Origin of the sequence: Streptomyces sp. NPDC053542, from assembly GCF_044544685.1 — a bacterium.
Lineage (GTDB): Bacteria > Actinomycetota > Actinomycetes > Streptomycetales > Streptomycetaceae > Streptomyces.
Genome location: NZ_JBITXL010000002.1, coordinates 242,100 through 257,259, shown reverse-complemented (window position 1 = coordinate 257,259; position 15,160 = coordinate 242,100). Strand labels below are relative to the sequence as shown.

13 protein-coding genes are annotated in these 15,160 nt (G+C 72.3%); 10 read left to right on the top strand and 3 right to left on the bottom strand.

Features of this window, described 5'->3' with window-relative positions:
- Positions 1 to 341: 341 nt before the first annotated feature.
- Positions 342 to 947 carry a HEAT repeat domain-containing protein gene (locus tag ACIGXO_RS05415; protein WP_399780618.1) on the top strand — a complete coding sequence of 202 codons (606 nt, stop codon included), beginning with the start codon at positions 342 to 344 and terminating at the stop codon, positions 945 to 947.
- A 34-nt stretch (positions 948 to 981) separates the two neighbouring features.
- On the opposite strand, the gene ACIGXO_RS05410 is transcribed toward ACIGXO_RS05415, so the two are convergent.
- Positions 982 to 2,022 carry an Rv2578c family radical SAM protein gene (locus ACIGXO_RS05410; protein ID WP_399780616.1) on the bottom strand — a complete coding sequence of 347 codons (1,041 nt, stop codon included), beginning with the start codon at positions 2,020 to 2,022 and terminating at the stop codon, positions 982 to 984.
- A gap of 156 nt (positions 2,023 to 2,178) precedes the next feature.
- Here ACIGXO_RS05410 and ACIGXO_RS05405 point away from each other — a divergent pair, with 156 nt between their 5' ends.
- The 7 genes from ACIGXO_RS05405 to ACIGXO_RS05375 all read left to right on the top strand — a co-directional run bounded on the left by ACIGXO_RS05405 (position 2,179) and on the right by ACIGXO_RS05375 (position 12,424).
- Positions 2,179 to 2,622, top strand: coding sequence for an SRPBCC family protein (locus ACIGXO_RS05405; RefSeq protein WP_399780613.1), 444 nt, complete (start codon positions 2,179 to 2,181; stop codon positions 2,620 to 2,622).
- A 255-nt stretch (positions 2,623 to 2,877) separates the two neighbouring features.
- Positions 2,878 to 5,265 carry an MFS transporter gene (locus ACIGXO_RS05400; RefSeq protein ID WP_399780610.1) on the top strand — a complete coding sequence of 796 codons (2,388 nt, stop codon included), beginning with the start codon at positions 2,878 to 2,880 and terminating at the stop codon, positions 5,263 to 5,265.
- 364 nt (positions 5,266 to 5,629) lie between these two features.
- Entirely contained in the window at positions 5,630 to 8,125 is a 2,496-nt protein-coding gene (locus ACIGXO_RS05395; protein WP_399780608.1) for a SpoIIE family protein phosphatase, read from the top strand.
- A gap of 133 nt (positions 8,126 to 8,258) precedes the next feature.
- Entirely contained in the window at positions 8,259 to 8,984 is a 726-nt protein-coding gene (locus ACIGXO_RS05390; RefSeq protein ID WP_399780604.1) for a class I SAM-dependent methyltransferase, read from the top strand.
- A 164-nt stretch (positions 8,985 to 9,148) separates the two neighbouring features.
- Positions 9,149 to 10,399 carry a GAF domain-containing protein gene (locus ACIGXO_RS05385; protein WP_399780601.1) on the top strand — a complete coding sequence of 417 codons (1,251 nt, stop codon included), beginning with the start codon at positions 9,149 to 9,151 and terminating at the stop codon, positions 10,397 to 10,399.
- Between the two features lie 100 nt (positions 10,400 to 10,499).
- Positions 10,500 to 12,017 carry an aldehyde dehydrogenase gene (gene adh, locus ACIGXO_RS05380; protein ID WP_399780598.1) on the top strand — a complete coding sequence of 506 codons (1,518 nt, stop codon included), beginning with the start codon at positions 10,500 to 10,502 and terminating at the stop codon, positions 12,015 to 12,017.
- Positions 12,017 to 12,424 (top strand): DUF779 domain-containing protein, encoded by a 408-nt coding sequence (locus tag ACIGXO_RS05375; RefSeq protein WP_399780595.1) that lies wholly within the window; start codon positions 12,017 to 12,019, stop codon positions 12,422 to 12,424. The genes adh and ACIGXO_RS05375 overlap by 1 nt, the downstream gene beginning before the upstream one ends.
- A gap of 80 nt (positions 12,425 to 12,504) precedes the next feature.
- On the opposite strand, the gene ACIGXO_RS05370 is transcribed toward ACIGXO_RS05375, so the two are convergent.
- Positions 12,505 to 12,957: an Lrp/AsnC family transcriptional regulator gene (locus ACIGXO_RS05370; protein WP_399780592.1), complete on the bottom strand. Its 453-nt coding sequence runs from the start codon at positions 12,955 to 12,957 to the stop codon at positions 12,505 to 12,507.
- Between the two features lie 120 nt (positions 12,958 to 13,077).
- Here ACIGXO_RS05370 and ACIGXO_RS05365 point away from each other — a divergent pair, with 120 nt between their 5' ends.
- A complete protein-coding gene (locus tag ACIGXO_RS05365; protein WP_399780589.1) occupies positions 13,078 to 13,719 on the top strand; it encodes a LysE family translocator in 642 nt (213 codons plus the stop codon).
- Positions 13,720 to 13,749: 30 nt separating this feature from the next.
- Here the strand turns inward: ACIGXO_RS05365 and ACIGXO_RS05360 are convergent, their stop codons facing one another.
- Positions 13,750 to 14,181 carry a protein phosphatase gene (locus ACIGXO_RS05360; protein ID WP_399780586.1) on the bottom strand — a complete coding sequence of 144 codons (432 nt, stop codon included), beginning with the start codon at positions 14,179 to 14,181 and terminating at the stop codon, positions 13,750 to 13,752.
- Between the two features lie 143 nt (positions 14,182 to 14,324).
- On the opposite strand from ACIGXO_RS05360, the gene ACIGXO_RS05355 reads away from it, so the two are divergent.
- Positions 14,325 to 15,158, top strand: coding sequence for a M55 family metallopeptidase (locus ACIGXO_RS05355; RefSeq protein ID WP_223731919.1), 834 nt, complete (start codon positions 14,325 to 14,327; stop codon positions 15,156 to 15,158).
- Positions 15,159 to 15,160 lie beyond the last annotated feature (2 nt).

Below are 15,160 nucleotides of genomic sequence, written 5' to 3'. Positions count from 1 at the left end.
GTGTTCCCCTGCAAGCAGGGGAGAAGTGACGACTGAGGGTGAGCGCACACGCGGCAGCCGCGATCGATGCGGTCGACGCCATCGAAGGATGCGGTCGAGGGGCGTGTACGGAAGGAGCTGCGCGGCGGACCCTGTCCCGGGGCCACGGCCGGTCACTCTGATGTCGTGCTGTGCGGTGCCGAACCGACTTCACTCATGGCGGCTGCGTCACCAGGCCGCCGGAGCAGGGGTGCTGCTCGTACCGGCAGATTAACCCGCGGGTAATGGCAAGCGCCAGGGGGAAAGGGGGGAATTAATCTGTGGCGCGGGCCACGCCGGGGCGGCGGGGAGGAGCATCGCAAATGGAAGACCGATTCCACGAGTTGACCGACCGGGTGCGGGGCGAGCTGCGGTCACCGGCCGATCTCGTCACCTACGAACGCCTGCTGGGACTTGCCCGCAAGAACACCCCGGCGGGGAGAGAAGAGCTGGCCAGAATGCTCACGGCTGTCGAGCGCCCGCTCTGGACGCGCGAGATCGCCGCCTTCTCCCTCGGCTGCGCCGGCGACCGCCGCGCCTTCGAGACGCTCGTCCTCCTCCTGAACTACCGCGACCCGGTCCGCTGCGCCACCGCCGCGCACGCGCTGGCCCGCCTCGGCGACCCCCGCACCGCCCGCGCGGCCGCCGCCCTCGCCACGAACCCCCTCCGCACGGCCTACGCGCTCCACCCCGTGCGCCTCCTCGCCGACCTCCGCGCCCCCGAGTCCGTCCCCGCCCTGATCTCCACCCTCGAACGCCTCCTCACCCCGCACACCCCCTATTGGCGCGTCGCCCTGGCCTGCGTGGAGGGCCTCGGCGCCCTCGGCGACCGGCGCGCGGTCCCGGCCCTCACCGCGGCCCTTGATCACCCCCGCCTGGCAGCCGCGGCAGCGGCCTCTCTGGCGAGGCTCGACACCGGGGGCGGCTGAGCGCGGCATTACTGGGCGGCACTGAGAAGTGGCGCTACAGGAGCGTGAGCTGGGTCGGCGCCTCGGGGGCGGCAGGGGTGCGCTGGGCCGGGATGCGGCGGTGGGAGGCGGCGCCGTTGGGGCCGATGCCGTATTCGGTGGCCAGGTCGTGGACCTGACGGGTGATGCGCCGCTGGTACCACTTGGGGGCGTAGGCGCCGCCCGCGTACAGGCGCTCGTACCGCTGCACCAGGTGCGGGTGGTGCTCGGCCAGCCAGGCCATGAACCACTCGCGGGCGCCCGGCCGGAGGTGCAGCACCAGCGGCGTCACGGAGGACGCGCCGGCCGCCGCGATGGCCCGCACGGTGGCGCGCAACTGGTCGGGGTGGTCGCCGAGGAACGGGATGACCGGGGCCATCAGGACGCCGCAGCCGATGCCGTGCTCGGTGAGGGTGCGGACCGTGTCCAGGCGGCGCTCCGGGGAGGGCGTGCCGGGCTCGACCGTGCGCCACAGCTCGCGGTCCAGGAAGCCGACGGACATCGAGATGCCGACGTCGGTGACCTCGGCGGCCGCGCGCAGCAGGTCCAGGTCGCGGAGGATCAGCGTGCCCTTGGTGAGGATGGAGAAGGGGTTCGCGTGGTCGCGGAGGGCCTCGATGATGCCGGGCATCAGCCGGTACCGGCCCTCGGCCCGCTGGTAGCAGTCGACGTTCGTGCCCATGGCGATGTGGTCGCCGCGCCAGCGTCTGCCGGACAGCTCCCGTCTCAGCAGGTCCGGCGCGTTGACCTTCACCACGATCTGGCTGTCGAAGCCGAGCCCGGTGTCCAGGTCGAGGTAGCTGTGGGTGCGCCGCGCGAAGCAGTACACGCAGGCGTGCGTGCAGCCCCGGTACGGATTCACCGTCCATTCGAACGGCATACGGGAGGCGCCCGGCACCCGGTTCACGATCGACCGGGCCCGTACTTCGTGGAAGGTCACCCCGCGGAACTCGGGGCTGTTGATGGTCCGGCTCACCACGTCCGTACCGAAGAGCGCGGCCGTACGCGCAGGGCCCGACGGGCCCGCCGTCTGCTCGCTCAGATTCTCCCAGCGCATCGCGCCTCCTTCTGGGTGGTGCCGGCCCCCGCTCGAGATAATAGAACAGGTGTTCCCGTGACTGCTGTCAACCCGGATTTGGGCGCGCCGCGCCGGAGTGGTTGGCTTGCCCCGCACAGTGCAGGACCAGCGAGCGAGCACCGGAGGGCAGCACACATGGGCCAGGTCGAAGCCACCACGCAGCGGGAGATCGCGGCGAAGCCGGAGGACGTCTTCGACGCGCTCGCGGATTACTCCGGCACCCGCGCGAAGCTGCTGCCCGAGCACTTCAGCGAGTACGAGGTCCGCGAGGGCGGCGACGGCAAGGGCACCCTGGTGCACTGGAAGCTCCAGGCGACCAGCAAGCGCGTCCGCGACTGCCTGCTGGACGTCGACGAGCCGGCCGAGGGGCAGCTCGTGGAGAAGGACCGCAACTCCTCGATGGTGACCACCTGGACCGTCACCCCGGCGGGCGAGAACCGCGCCCGGGTCACCGTCACCACCACCTGGCAGGGCGCGGGCGGCGTCGGCGGCTTCTTCGAGCGCACCTTCGCGCCCAAGGGCCTCGGCCGGATCTACGACGCGATCCTCGCCAACCTCGCGGCGCACGCGGAGAAGTGAGGCTCCCACGCGGAGAAGTGAGCCCCTGAAAGAGGCTTGAGCGCTCACCGGATCGGGTGGTTTCCCGTCGTGCCCGCATGACGCGGACCACCCGTGATCCGGAGGCTAAAGCCCTGATGAGGGCCCGGTAGGGCGCTCCCGTACGGCCGTTGGCGGGCATCCCCACCCCTTACGTGCCGATTCGTCACGCTTGATCGCAGTTGTCGCCCGATGCGAGAACAGGGCGCGGCACAGGCGTGACGAGGGGAGCAGCACGTGGGCGGGACGATCCTGGCGGAGCCGGACGAGCGGTCGGGACCGCCGGCGACCGGAGCGGTGACGGCCGTACTGGACACCGGCGGCCCACCCGGTCCCGCCCCGGAGCGGCCCGGACCCCGCCGCTTCCGCCCGGTACTGCTCCTCGGCCTGCTGCCCGCGCTGCTGCTCGCGGCGCTCGGCCAGACGATCGTCGCCACCCCGCTCCCGGAGCTCGCCGCCGAACTGCGCGCACCGGACCGGATGTCCTGGGTGCCGACGTCGTACCTCCTCGCCGCGGCCCTCGGCCTGCCGCTCCTCGGGAGGCTGGGCGACCACCTGGGCCGCAAGCCGGCCCTCCTCCTCGCGCTCCTGGTGTTCGTCGCCGGGGCAGCCTCGGCCGGACAGGCCCGCACGATGGGCGAACTGACCGCCTTCCGCGCGGTCCAGGGCTTCGGCGCCGGCGGGGTCGTGGCCGGCGTACAGGCCGCCCTCGCGGCACTCGTGCCGCCGCGTGCGCGCGGCCGCGCCCTGGGGCTGGCCGCCGCGACCTTCGGGCTCGCCGCCGTCGCGGGCCCGGTGCTCGGCGGCCTCCTCGCCGACCACGCCTCCTGGCGCTGGTGCTTCACGCTCAACGTCCCGGTGGGGCTGGCCGTCCTCCTCGTCCTGGCCGTCGCGCTGCGGCTGCCCCGGACGGCCCGCCGCCCCCGGCCGGACGTCCTCGGCGTCCTGCTGCTCGCCGCCCTCGCCACCTGCCTGGCGCTGCTGGTCAGTTGGGCCGGTACGGAGTACGCCTGGGACTCGCGCGTCGTCCTCGGGCTCGGCTGCGGTGCGCTCGGCAGCGCCCTGCTCTTCGTGGCCGTCGAACACTTCGCCGCCGAACCGATCCTGCCCCCCGGCCTCCTCCGCGACCCGGCCTTCCGCGTCATCGGCCCGGTCGGCGCGGCCCTCGGCATCGCACTCCACGGCATCGCGCTCCACGGGGCCGCGGGCCACCTCCCGGCCTCCTCGGCCACCGGGGCCGGGCTGCTCACGCTGCCCATGACGGGCGGCGCCGTGCTCGCCGCCGCCGTCGCGGCCCGCCTCATCGGCCGTACCGGACAGCACCGGATCTTCGCCGTACTGGGCTGCGCGCTGGCCGCCGAGGGCATGTGGCTGTTGGCCCACCTGCGGGCCGACACCGGCCGCGGCACGTACGGCCTCTGGACGGGCATCCTCGGCCTCGGTCTCGGCTTCGTCCTGGCGGTCCTCGTGCACGCCGTGCGGCGCGCGGCACGGCGTACCGGCCGCGGCACCGCCCCCGGTGCGTACGTCCGGCAGCTCGGCGGCAGCGCCGGCGTGGCCGTCCTCGCCGCGGTCCTGGCCGCGGTCCTGGCCGAGCGGGCGGCCCGCCCCCGTACCCTGCCCGGCCCGCCGCACGACGGCCAAGTCGCCGCATACGTACAGGCCGTGCCCGGCACCTTCCCTTACCTCGTGCCCGTGCTCCTCCTCGGGCTCCTGCTCGCCTTCTTCCTCAAGGAGAACCCCCTGGTGACCCACGCTCCTCACTCCCCGCACGCCCCGCACAGCACACTCGGCGAGGGGAGCGCGGAGGCCGTCGCGACCGTCCCCGCCGCCCGCGCCGCGCCCGCCGCTGCCCCGTACACCCCGGCCGGCGTCCCGGTCTGCGGCACCGTGCAGCACCACGACGGGTCCGTCGTCCCGCGCGCCGCGCTCACCCTCATCGACGTCTCCGGCCGGCAGATCGGACGCGGCGCCACCGGCGAGGACGGGCGGTACGCGCTGAGCACTCCGGGCAGCGGCGCGTACGTACTGATCGCCTCGGCCGGCGGCCACCAGCCGCAGGCGGTCAGCGTCACGGTCGGCGACCGGCCGGTCGACCTGGACGTGGTCCTGGGCGGCGCGGGCCGGCTCGCGGGCACGGTCACCACGGCCGACGGCACCCCCGTACGCGACGCCATGGTGACGCTCACGGACGTGCGCGGCGAGGTCGTGGCGACGACCCGCAGCGGGCGCGAGGGCGGCTATGTGATCGGCGAGCTGGTGGCGGGGGAGTACACGCTCGCCTCCAGCGCCCCCGCCTTCCGGCCCGCCGCGCTCCCGGTGACCGTCCAGGCGTCCCGCGAGACCCGGCAGGACGTCGAACTCGCGGGCGGCGCCGTGCTGCGCGGCACCGTACGGGCCGGTGGCGGGCGCCCTGTTGAGGACGCCCGGGTCACGCTCCTGGACGCGGGCGGCAACGTCGTGGACACCGCGACCACGGGCCCCGACGGCCTGTTCCGCTTCGTGGACATGGCCGCCGGCGAGTACACCGTCGTCGCCGCGGGCTATCCGCCGGTCGCCACGGTCCTCCAGGTCGCGGGCGGCGGCCGCACGGAGCGCGATCTCCAACTGGGCCACGAGGACTGACCGCTGGGCCCCGAAGGGCGCGTATGCGGGTGTGTCAGGATGCGCTCGCGGGCGCGCGTGCTCCCCGAGTGCACGCGCATCCGCGGCGCGCACGAGGCGGAAATATGCACCCTCCTGCGTCCGCGGCCACCGCGCGGCGCTCCTTTCCGCTACGGTCCCCTTCCCATGGACGACCGTCGTTCATGGGGCCACAGTGGGGAGTGCGGAGTGCTGAGCCAGCACGTTCGTCCGGGAGTAATGCGAGGCAGCACGGCCTGCGCACCGGGTGCCGCACTTCGCGGAATGCGCCCCGTCAGGAAGCGTGTGGCCGTACCGTGGTAGCGGGACGCAGATCATGCGTACGCGTACGAAGGAGCAACCGCCCATGGAGCGTGGCCCGTCGCACGGCGACGACATGGTGAGCGCGGCACCAGGGGTGCCCGCGCCGCGGGACCCTGAGCCCGGCCGGATCCCCCTGGCCGTCGTCGTGGTCGACGCCCATGGTCTGGTTTCCCACTGGAGCCGGGGCGCACGCCGGCTCTTCGGGCCCTCGCGCGAGGAAGCGGTGGGCGCGCCCGCCGTGGACCTGATGCCCGTCTCGGGCGCGCTCGGCTCCGACGAATGGCACAGCGCCGACGGCGCCGACGGCGTCGAGGATCCGCACGGCCCCGACCTGGAGTCCGCGCTCGGCGGCGAGACCTCGTTCCCGCGCGCCGGGCGGGCCCGTACGGCGGATCCGGAGCGCGGCCGCGTCGACATACTGTGGTGGGCGTATCCCCTGGTCGGACCGGGTGAGGAGCGGCTGCTGGTGCTGGCGGCCGACGCCGGGCAGCTGCATGGCGAGAGCGCGGACGGGGACGAGCGGGACCGCGAGCGATTCGCGCCAGGTTTTGCGCTGCACACGGACTTCCCCGGCGCGCACGACCTCGCCCGGCGGCTGCCCGAGATCCTGCCGAGCATGAGCCCGCAGGAAAGCGCCCGCATCGTCTCCCAGGTACTCGAACTGGGCTATCCCGTCCTGGAGATCAGCCAGCAGGAGCGCTTTCCGGTCACGCCGGACTGGGGCGTGCCGCGCCGCGTCGAGCGGCGCGCGCGGCTGCTGCGCACCGCCTCCGAGGCCGCCGACCCGCAGACCGCGGCGGCGGCCGCGGCGGAGCTGGAGTCGGACCTCGAATACGCGGCGGTCCGCGAGCGCCTGGAGTTCCTGAACGAGGTCAGCGGCCGCATCGGCTCCTCGCTCGACCTGGCCCGCACGATCCAGGAGGTCAGCGAGGCGGTCGTACCGCGCTTCACCGATGTGGCGGGCACGTATCTGCGCGAGCAGGTCATCGCCGGCGAGGGCTTCCCCGACGGCCCGCCGGACACCACGACGATGTGGCACCGCGTCGCCCTGGAGCACAACGACGAGCCGGGCCGCTGGGACGACGTGGTGCCGGTCGGCGAGTCCATGCCGTTCCCCGCCCACACGCCGTTCTTCCAGTGCATGACCACGGGCGAGCCGGTGCTCATCCCGCGCATCAGCGAGGAGATGGCCCACCGCATCGCCTCGCAGTTCGAGAAGCGCGACATCAGCCCGCTGATCAGCCTCCGCTCCATGCTGGTCGTCCCCCTGAAGGCGCGGAACGTCGTACTGGGCTTCATGATCCTGCTGCGCCACCCGGAGCGTACGGAATTCAACGACATGGACCGGGTCACGGGCGCCGAACTGGCCGCGCGTGCGGGCCTCGTGCTCGACAACGCCCGCATGTACACGTACCAGGAGAACGTCGCGGAGACGCTGCAGGACAGCATGCTCCCGCACATCGAGCCCCGGATGGCGGGCTGCGACACGGCCACCCGCTATCTGCCCGGCACCCGCCTCGGCCGGGTCGGCGGCGACTGGTTCGACACGATCAAGCTGCCCGGTTCCCGTACGGCGCTGGTGGTCGGCGACGTCATGGGCCACGGCCTGAACTCCGCGGCGATGATGGGCCAGTTGCGGACGGCCGTGCAGACGATGGCCGCCATCGACATGCAGCCGGCGCAGCTCCTGCGCAGCCTGGACGACCTCGCCCAGCGCCTCGGCGACAACTATCTCGCGACGTGTCTGTACGTCATCTACGACCCGATCGAGTCCCGGCTGACCATCGCCAACGCCGGGCACATCCCGCCGGTGATCGTGCGCGCCGCCGACGGCCGCAGCGAGCTGCTCGACCTGCCGACGGGCGCGCCGATCGGCGTCGGCGGCGTGCCGTTCGACGCGGTGACCGTGCCCGTCGCGCCCGGTGACCGGCTGGTGCTGTGCACGGACGGGCTGGTCGAGGTGCGCGGCGAGGACATCGGCGTTGGGCTCGCGGCGCTCGCGGAGTCCGCGGCGCACCCGGCCGCCTCCATGGACGAAGCCTGCGACACGATCATCCGCTCGCTCGCCGCCACGCTGAACAAGGGGCGCGGCGGCCGCAAGGACGACGTCGCGCTGCTGATGGCGCGGCTGAACGGCATCGAGCGCGCGGACGTGGCGGAGTGGCGGCTGCCCATCGAGGCCCGCGAGGTCTCCCGGGCCCGGCTGCTGGTGCGCGCCCAGCTCTCCCGGTGGGGGCTGGAGTCGGCGGCGGACACGGCGGAGCTGCTGGTCAGCGAGATCGTCACCAATGCCGTACGGCACGCCCACACCGAGCACGTCGTGCTGCGCCTGGTGCGTACGGACGCGCTGCTGTGCGAGGTGTCGGACGACGACCACAGCCTGCCGCAGCTGCTGAGCGTCGGCGACGAGGACGAGTACGGGCGCGGTCTGCGGGTGGTGAGCCGGCTGGCCCGCGAATGGGGTACGAGCCGGACGTCCACGGGCAAGACGGTGTGGTTCGAACAGTCACTGCCACGGACGCGGCGCGGATCCCGGTAGCAACGGCGGCGCGCATCCCCTGGCGCGTGCGGCGCGGATCACGTTCGCACATAAGGTGAGAGAGCGGCCATCGCTCCTGAAAGAACGGTTACCACTCTTGCGTCTGGCCGAGTCCCGGCAGTAGCAATTGGCCATGAGCGCATCGAGCCACAACACGACGGCATGGGAAGGCTTCTGGCGCGATGCGCCGGTGGGCGAGGGCGAGGTCTTCTGGGATGCCGCACCGGAACTGGCGGTCGCCCGCCACCTGCCCCTCTTCGCCGAGTACTTCGACCCGGCCCTCCCGGTGATCGACCTCGGCTGTGGGAACGGCACCCAGACACGCTTTCTGGCTGAACACTTCCCCCGCGCGATCGGTATTGACGTATCAGCGTCCGCGATTGACCGGGCTCGTCGCGAGGACCCGGACCGGGTGGCCGAATTCCACCAGGTGGACGCGGCGGACGCCGACCGGATACAGGCGCTGCACGACGACGTGGGGGATGCCAATGTCTACGTGCGCGGCGTACTGCACCAATGCGCCCCCGAAGAACGGCCGCGCATCATCGAGAACATCGCCCGTCTCCTCGGCAAGCGCGGCCGGCTCTTCCTCGTCGAGCCGTCCGAGGACGCCAAGGGCGTCCTGATGTCCCTGGCGCAGCGCCCGGAGGGCCCGCCGGCCAAGGTGCGCGCGATCTTCTCCCACGGCATCGCGCCCGCCGAGATGGCCGACGGCGTCATACCGGACCTGCTGGCCGGCCAGGGTCTGGAGACGACCGGCTCCGGCCGCCTCCCGCTGATCACCACCGAGACCCGCGCCGACGGCACCCCGGTCGAGATCCCCACCAACTGGCTGGTGGCGAGAGCGCGGGCGGCGTAAGGCGGGCGGCCCACGGGGGCTGTGCCCCGCGCACCGCACGCACTATTTTTGGGCACGGCTTCTTACGGTGAGGAACGGCTTCTTACGGTTGGGCACAGCTTCCTACGGCGGGCCGGTGGTACTGACCGGTGGTCCTCCTGGAGACGACGAGGTGCGGGACGCCCATGTCATCAGTGCGAAGTGACCTCCGGCAGCGCAGGGCCGCGCTGGAGAGCGAATGGTCCCGCTGGGTTCCGGAGCTGCGCGCGGCCCGGCGGGCCCCGGCCGGGAAGGCGCCGCTGCGCCCCGAGGTGGCCGACTCCTGGATCCGCTCGCTGCACACCGTGGACCCCGGCGTCGGCAGCGCCCCGGTGACCGACGGCGGCGAGGTGCGCCCCCGCTGGGACGACTCGCCGCTGCGCCGCCCGGTCAGCGATCTCGCGGACGAGCTGAACAGCATCGCGGACGACGCCGGCTTCGTCGCCGGCGTCACCGACGAGTCCGGCACCCTCCTGTGGACCTGCGGCGGCCGCGTCATGCGACGCCGCGCCGAGCAGGTCAACTTCGCGCCCGGCGGCCGCTGGGACGAGTCCGCCATGGGCACCAACGCGCTCTCGCTCGCGCTCCGCACCGGCCGCCCCAGCGCGATCTTCTCCGCCGAACACCTGGTCGCCGCGCTGCACGGCTGGGCCTGTTACTGCGCCCCGATCCACGCCCCCGACGGCCGCATCCTCGGCGTACTGGACCTCTCCACCACCTGGGACCGCTCGCACCCACTGGCGATGTCGACCGTACGCAGTCTGGTGTCGACGATCGAGACCCGGCTGCGGGCCGATCTCGGCAGCGGTCCGCGCGCCGACCCGCGCACCGACACCGGCGTACGGCTGTCCTGCCTCGGTACGGACGTGGCCGTGCGCGCCGGCGCCCGGCTGCCGCTGCGCCCCCGCCAACTGGAGATCCTCACCCTGCTGGCGCTGGAGCCCGCGGGCTACACCCCCGACCGGCTGCGGGACGCGCTGTACGGTGAACGCCCGGTGTCCGCCTCCACGTTCAAGGCGGAGGTCTCCCACCTGCGGCGCGCGCTCGGCGGCGCGGTGGCCACCCGCCGGTACGCGCTCACCACGCCCGTCGCCTGCGACGCCGTCGAGGTGCTGCGGGCGCTGGAGGCCGGGGACACGGACGGTGCGCTCACCCGGTACAGAGGCCCGTTGCTGCCGCGGTCCGAGGCGCCGGGCATCCGCGCCTGGCGCGAGCACCTGGAGGTCGCGGTCCGCGAGGCCGTCCTGGCCAGCCCCGTACCGGAACACGCGCTCGACTACGGAGCGCGCGCCCCGCACGACACCGAGATCCACCAGCACGCGCTCCGCGTACTGCCCCCGGGCGACCCCCGCCGGGCCCTCGCGGCGGGCCGCCTGAGCACCGCGCTGCGCGACTGACGACGACTGACGGCAACGGAGGCGACGCCAACCTTTTGCCAACCTCACGGGGTGAGAGTGGGCTGCACCCCGTACCCGTACTCACCGAGGAGCGCCGACAATGGTGTACGCGCAGCCCGGCACAGAAGGCAGCATCGTCAGCTTCAAGCAGCGCTACGACAACTTCATCGGCGGCGACTGGGTCGCCCCGGTGAACGGCCAGTACTTCGACAACCCCTCCCCGGTGGACGGCCGGACGTTCACCCAGGTCGCGCGGTCCACGGCGGCCGATGTCGACCTGGCCCTGGACGCCGCGCACGCCGCGGCCCCGAAGTGGAGCCGCACCTCCACCACGGAGCGCGCCAACATCCTCAACAAGATCGCGGACCGGATCGAGGAGAACCTCGAGAAGCTGGCGGTCGCCGAGACCTGGGAGAACGGCAAGCCGGTCCGCGAGACCCTCGCCGCCGACCTGCCGCTGGCCGTGGACCACTTCCGCTACTTCGCGGGCGCCGTACGCGGCCAGGAAGGCTCCATCTCGGAGATCGACGCGGACACCGTCGCGTACCACTTCCACGAGCCGCTGGGCGTGGTCGGCCAGATCATCCCGTGGAACTTCCCGCTGCTGATGGCCACGTGGAAGCTGGCTCCCGCCCTCGCGGCGGGCAACTGTGTGGTCATCAAGCCCGCCGAGCAGACCCCGGTCAGCCTGCTGGTGATGATCGAGCTGATCGCCGATCTGCTGCCGCCGGGCGTGGTCAATGTCGTGAACGGCTTCGGTGTGGAGGCGGGCAAGCCGCTGGCCTCCAGCCCGCGGATCGCCAAGGTGGCCTTCACCGGTGAGACCACCACCGGGCGCCTGATCATGCAGTACGCCAGCGAGAACATCATCCCGGTCACGCTGGAGCTGGGCGGCAAGAGCCCCAACATCTTCCTGCCCGACGTGATGGCCGCGGACGACGACTTCCTGGACAAGGCCATCGAGGGCTTCGTGATGTTCGCGCTGAACCAGGGCGAGGTGTGCACCTGTCCGTCCCGGGCACTGATCCCCTCCTCGATCTACGACGAGTTCATGGCCCGCTGCGTGGAGCGCACCAAGGCGATCACCAGCGGCAGCCCGCTGGACCCGGCCACGATGATCGGTGCGCAGGCCAGCAACGACCAGTTCGAGAAGATCCTCTCCTACATCGACATCGGCAAGAAGGAGGGCGCCGAGCTGGTCACCGGCGGCTCCTCGCGCACCGTGCCGGAGCATGAGGGCGGGTACTACATCGAGCCGACCATCTTCCGCGGCACGAACGACATGCGGATCTTCCAGGAGGAGATCTTCGGTCCGGTGGTGTCGGTGACGACGTACGACTCGGTGGACGAGGCCCTGAAGATCGCCAACGACACGCTGTACGGGCTGGGCGCGGGCGTGTGGACCCGGGACGGCAACACCGCCTACCGCCTGGGCCGTGAGATCAAGGCCGGTCGCGTCTGGACCAACTGCTACCACGCCTACCCGGCGCACGCGGCGTTCGGCGGGTACAAGAACTCCGGCATCGGCCGGGAGAACCACAAGATGATGCTGGACCACTACCAGCAGACCAAGAACCTGCTGGTCAGCTACTCGGCGAAGAAGCTCGGGTTCTTCTGATGGGCGGCCTCACCCGACGCGTCGACCTGACGCCGGCCGCCGAGGAGCTGGTGGCCCGGCTGACGGAGACCCACGGTCCGGTGATGTTCCACCAGTCCGGCGGCTGCTGCGACGGCAGCTCTCCGATGTGCTACCCGCGCGGTGAGTTCAAGGTCGGCGGAGCCGACGTCCTCCTGGGCCACGTCTTCCACGACGACGTGCCCTTCTGGATGAGCGCCGACCAGTACACCTACTGGCAGCACACCCACCTCACCGTCGACGTGGTGCCGGGCAGGGGCAGCGGCTTCTCGCTGGAGGCCCCCGAGGGGGTCCGCTTCCTCATCCGCTCCCGGCTGCTCACCGACGAGGAGCTGGCCGACATCGAGGCCGAGCCGCCGCTCCCCACGGGAGCCGACACGTCCGGCTGAGCGCCCGCCTTCGTACGCGGCCGCGCGCCTTCGGGCTGCGCGGCCGCGTCGTCTCATAGGGCAGCGGTTCGTACATGTCGTCACGCGGGCAGCGGGCGCTCGTACACGACGTGCTTCATCACGAGCGTGGAGCTCAGCCGCTGCACGCCCGGGAGCGTCGCCAGCTTCTCGTCGTACAGCCGCTGGAAGGCCGGCAGGTCCGCGCTGACGATCCGCAGCAGGTAGTCGGGGTCACCGAAGAGCCGCTGCGCCTGGAGCACCTGCGGGATGTCCGCGACGGCCTCCTCGAAGGCGGAGACGGTGCTGCGGTCCTCCTGGCGCATCGTCACGAAGACGAGCGCCTCGAACTTCAGCCCGACGGCCTCGGCATCCACGACCGCGCGGTAGCCGCGGATCGCGCCGCTGCGCTCCAGTTCGCGCAGCCGGCGGTGGCACGGCGAGAGGCTGAGCCCGACGCGCGCCGCCAGCTCCGTGACCGTCAGGCGGCCGTCGTTCTGCAGCTCGGCAAGAATTGTCCGGTCCAGGTCATCCACGGGGAAAATCCTTCCACTGTTACCTCGTGAGGCGACAGTATCGGGAAACACTTTCCGCGCTGTCGCGTCTATTCTCCCTCTCGCCCCATCCGCACAGCGAGAACCAGCGAGAAATACTCCATGGCCGCCAACTCCATAGCCGCCTTCTGGGCCGTGTCCGTCCTCCTCGTCCTGGTGCCGGGCGCGGACTGGGCGTACGCGATCACCGCCGGTCTCCGCGACCGGTCCGTTCTCCCGGCGGTCGGCGGCCTGATGCTCGGCTATGTGGGACTCACCCTGGTGGTCGTCGCCGGCGTGGCGGCCGTGGTCGCGAACAACCCGGCGGTGCTCACCACCCTGACGGTGCTCGGCTCCCTGTACCTGATCTGGCTCGGCGTCATGACCCTGGCCCGGCCCGCGGCGCCCGCGGCGCCCGCGTCGGCCGACCCGTCCGACGTCCCGGCGGGCGCGGCCCCCGGCGCCCGGATCCTCAAGGGCGCCGGCATCAGCGGCCTCAACCCCAAGGCGCTGCTGCTCTACATCGCCCTGCTCCCGCAGTTCGCCGCGGCCCACGGAGGCGGCAGCGGCTGGCCGCTGGCCGCTCAGATCGCCGTACTGGGCCTGGTGCACATGGCCAACTGCGGGGCGGTCTACACAGGTGTCGGCGTGCTGGCCCGTACCGTGCTGCGTGCCCGGCCGGTCGTCGCGCGCGCCGTCACCCGCCTCTCGGGCGCGGCCATGATCCTCATCGGCGGCCTGCTGCTGGTGGAGCGTCTGGCCTAGCGCGGCGACCGGGGCGGCCGGCTGTCCCGCTCAGGGGGCGAAACGGCGGACGTACCGTTTCTGCCACGGCGTCTCGACCGCATGGCGGTCATAGTTCCGGCGGACGAACTCCACCGCGCGCTCCGGCGGTACGCCGTCCAGTACGGCGAGGCACGCCAGCGCCGTCCCCGTGCGCCCCCGGCCGCCGTCGCACGCCACCTCGACCCGTCCGGCACCGGCCCGGTCCCACGCCTCGCCGAGCGCGGCGCGGAGCTGCCGTCCGTCGCTGGGCAGCCAGAAGTCCGGCCAGCGCAGCCACCGCGCCTCCCAGGGCACCTCGGGCGGCTCCTTGCCGAGCAGGTACACGGCGTACGTCGGCACCGGCCCGGCCGGCAGCGGCCGCCGCAGTCCGCGCCCGCGCACCAGCCGCCCGGACGGCAGCCGCAGCACCCCCGTACCGCCCTCGTTCCACGTCTCGTTCACCCACTCACCGTACTGGCGCGAGTCGTCCCGGAAGGGGTGTTCACGGCCTTCGCCGTACGGCTCCGGGGACCGCCATCGGTCTGGACCTCCGGAGTTATCCACAGGCATGGTCGGAGCCTGCGCGGTCGCGTAACGTGCGGCACATGAAGATCCTCATTTCCGCGGACATGGAAGGCGCCACCGGCGTGACCTGGCCTGCGGATGTGCTGCCGGGGACGAGCCAGTGGGAGCGCTGCCGTCACATGTTCACCTCCGACGTCAATGCGGCGATCGCCGGGTTCTTCGACGGCGGTGCCGATGACGTGCTCGTGAACGAGGCGCATTGGACGATGCGCAATCTGCTGCTGGAGCAGCTGGACGAGCGGGCACAGATGCTCACCGGGCGGCACAAGTCGCTGAGCATGGTCGAGGGCGTGCAGCACGGCGATGTGGACGGCATAGCCTTCGTCGGCTATCACACGGGCGCCGGTACGGAAGGCGTGCTGGCGCACACCTACCTCGCCAATTCGATCACCGGCGTCTGGGTCGACGGGACCCCGGCGAGCGAGGGCTATCTGAACGCACTGGTGGTCGCGGAGTACGGCGTGCCGGTCGTGCTCGTGACGGGCGACGACCGGACGTGCGAGGACGCCAAGGGGTACGCGCCCGGGGCGCGGGGCATCGCAGTGAAGGACTATGTGTCGCGGTATGCGGCGGTGTGCCGCCCGCCCGCGCGCACGGCCGCCGACATCCGGGCCGCGGCCCGGGAGGCCGCGGCGCTGGCGCGGCGGCACGAGCCCGTGCGGCGCGGTCCGTTCACCGTGGAAGTGGAGTTCGACGCCGAGCACTTGGTGGGCGCAGCGACCTGCGTGCCGGGTGTGGAGCGCAGCGGCACCCGCCGCGTCAGCTACGAAAGCCCGAACATGTACGAAGGTATCCGCTGCTTCAAGGCGGTCACCACCCTCGTCTCGTCCCATGTGGAGGAGCAGTATGGCTGAGC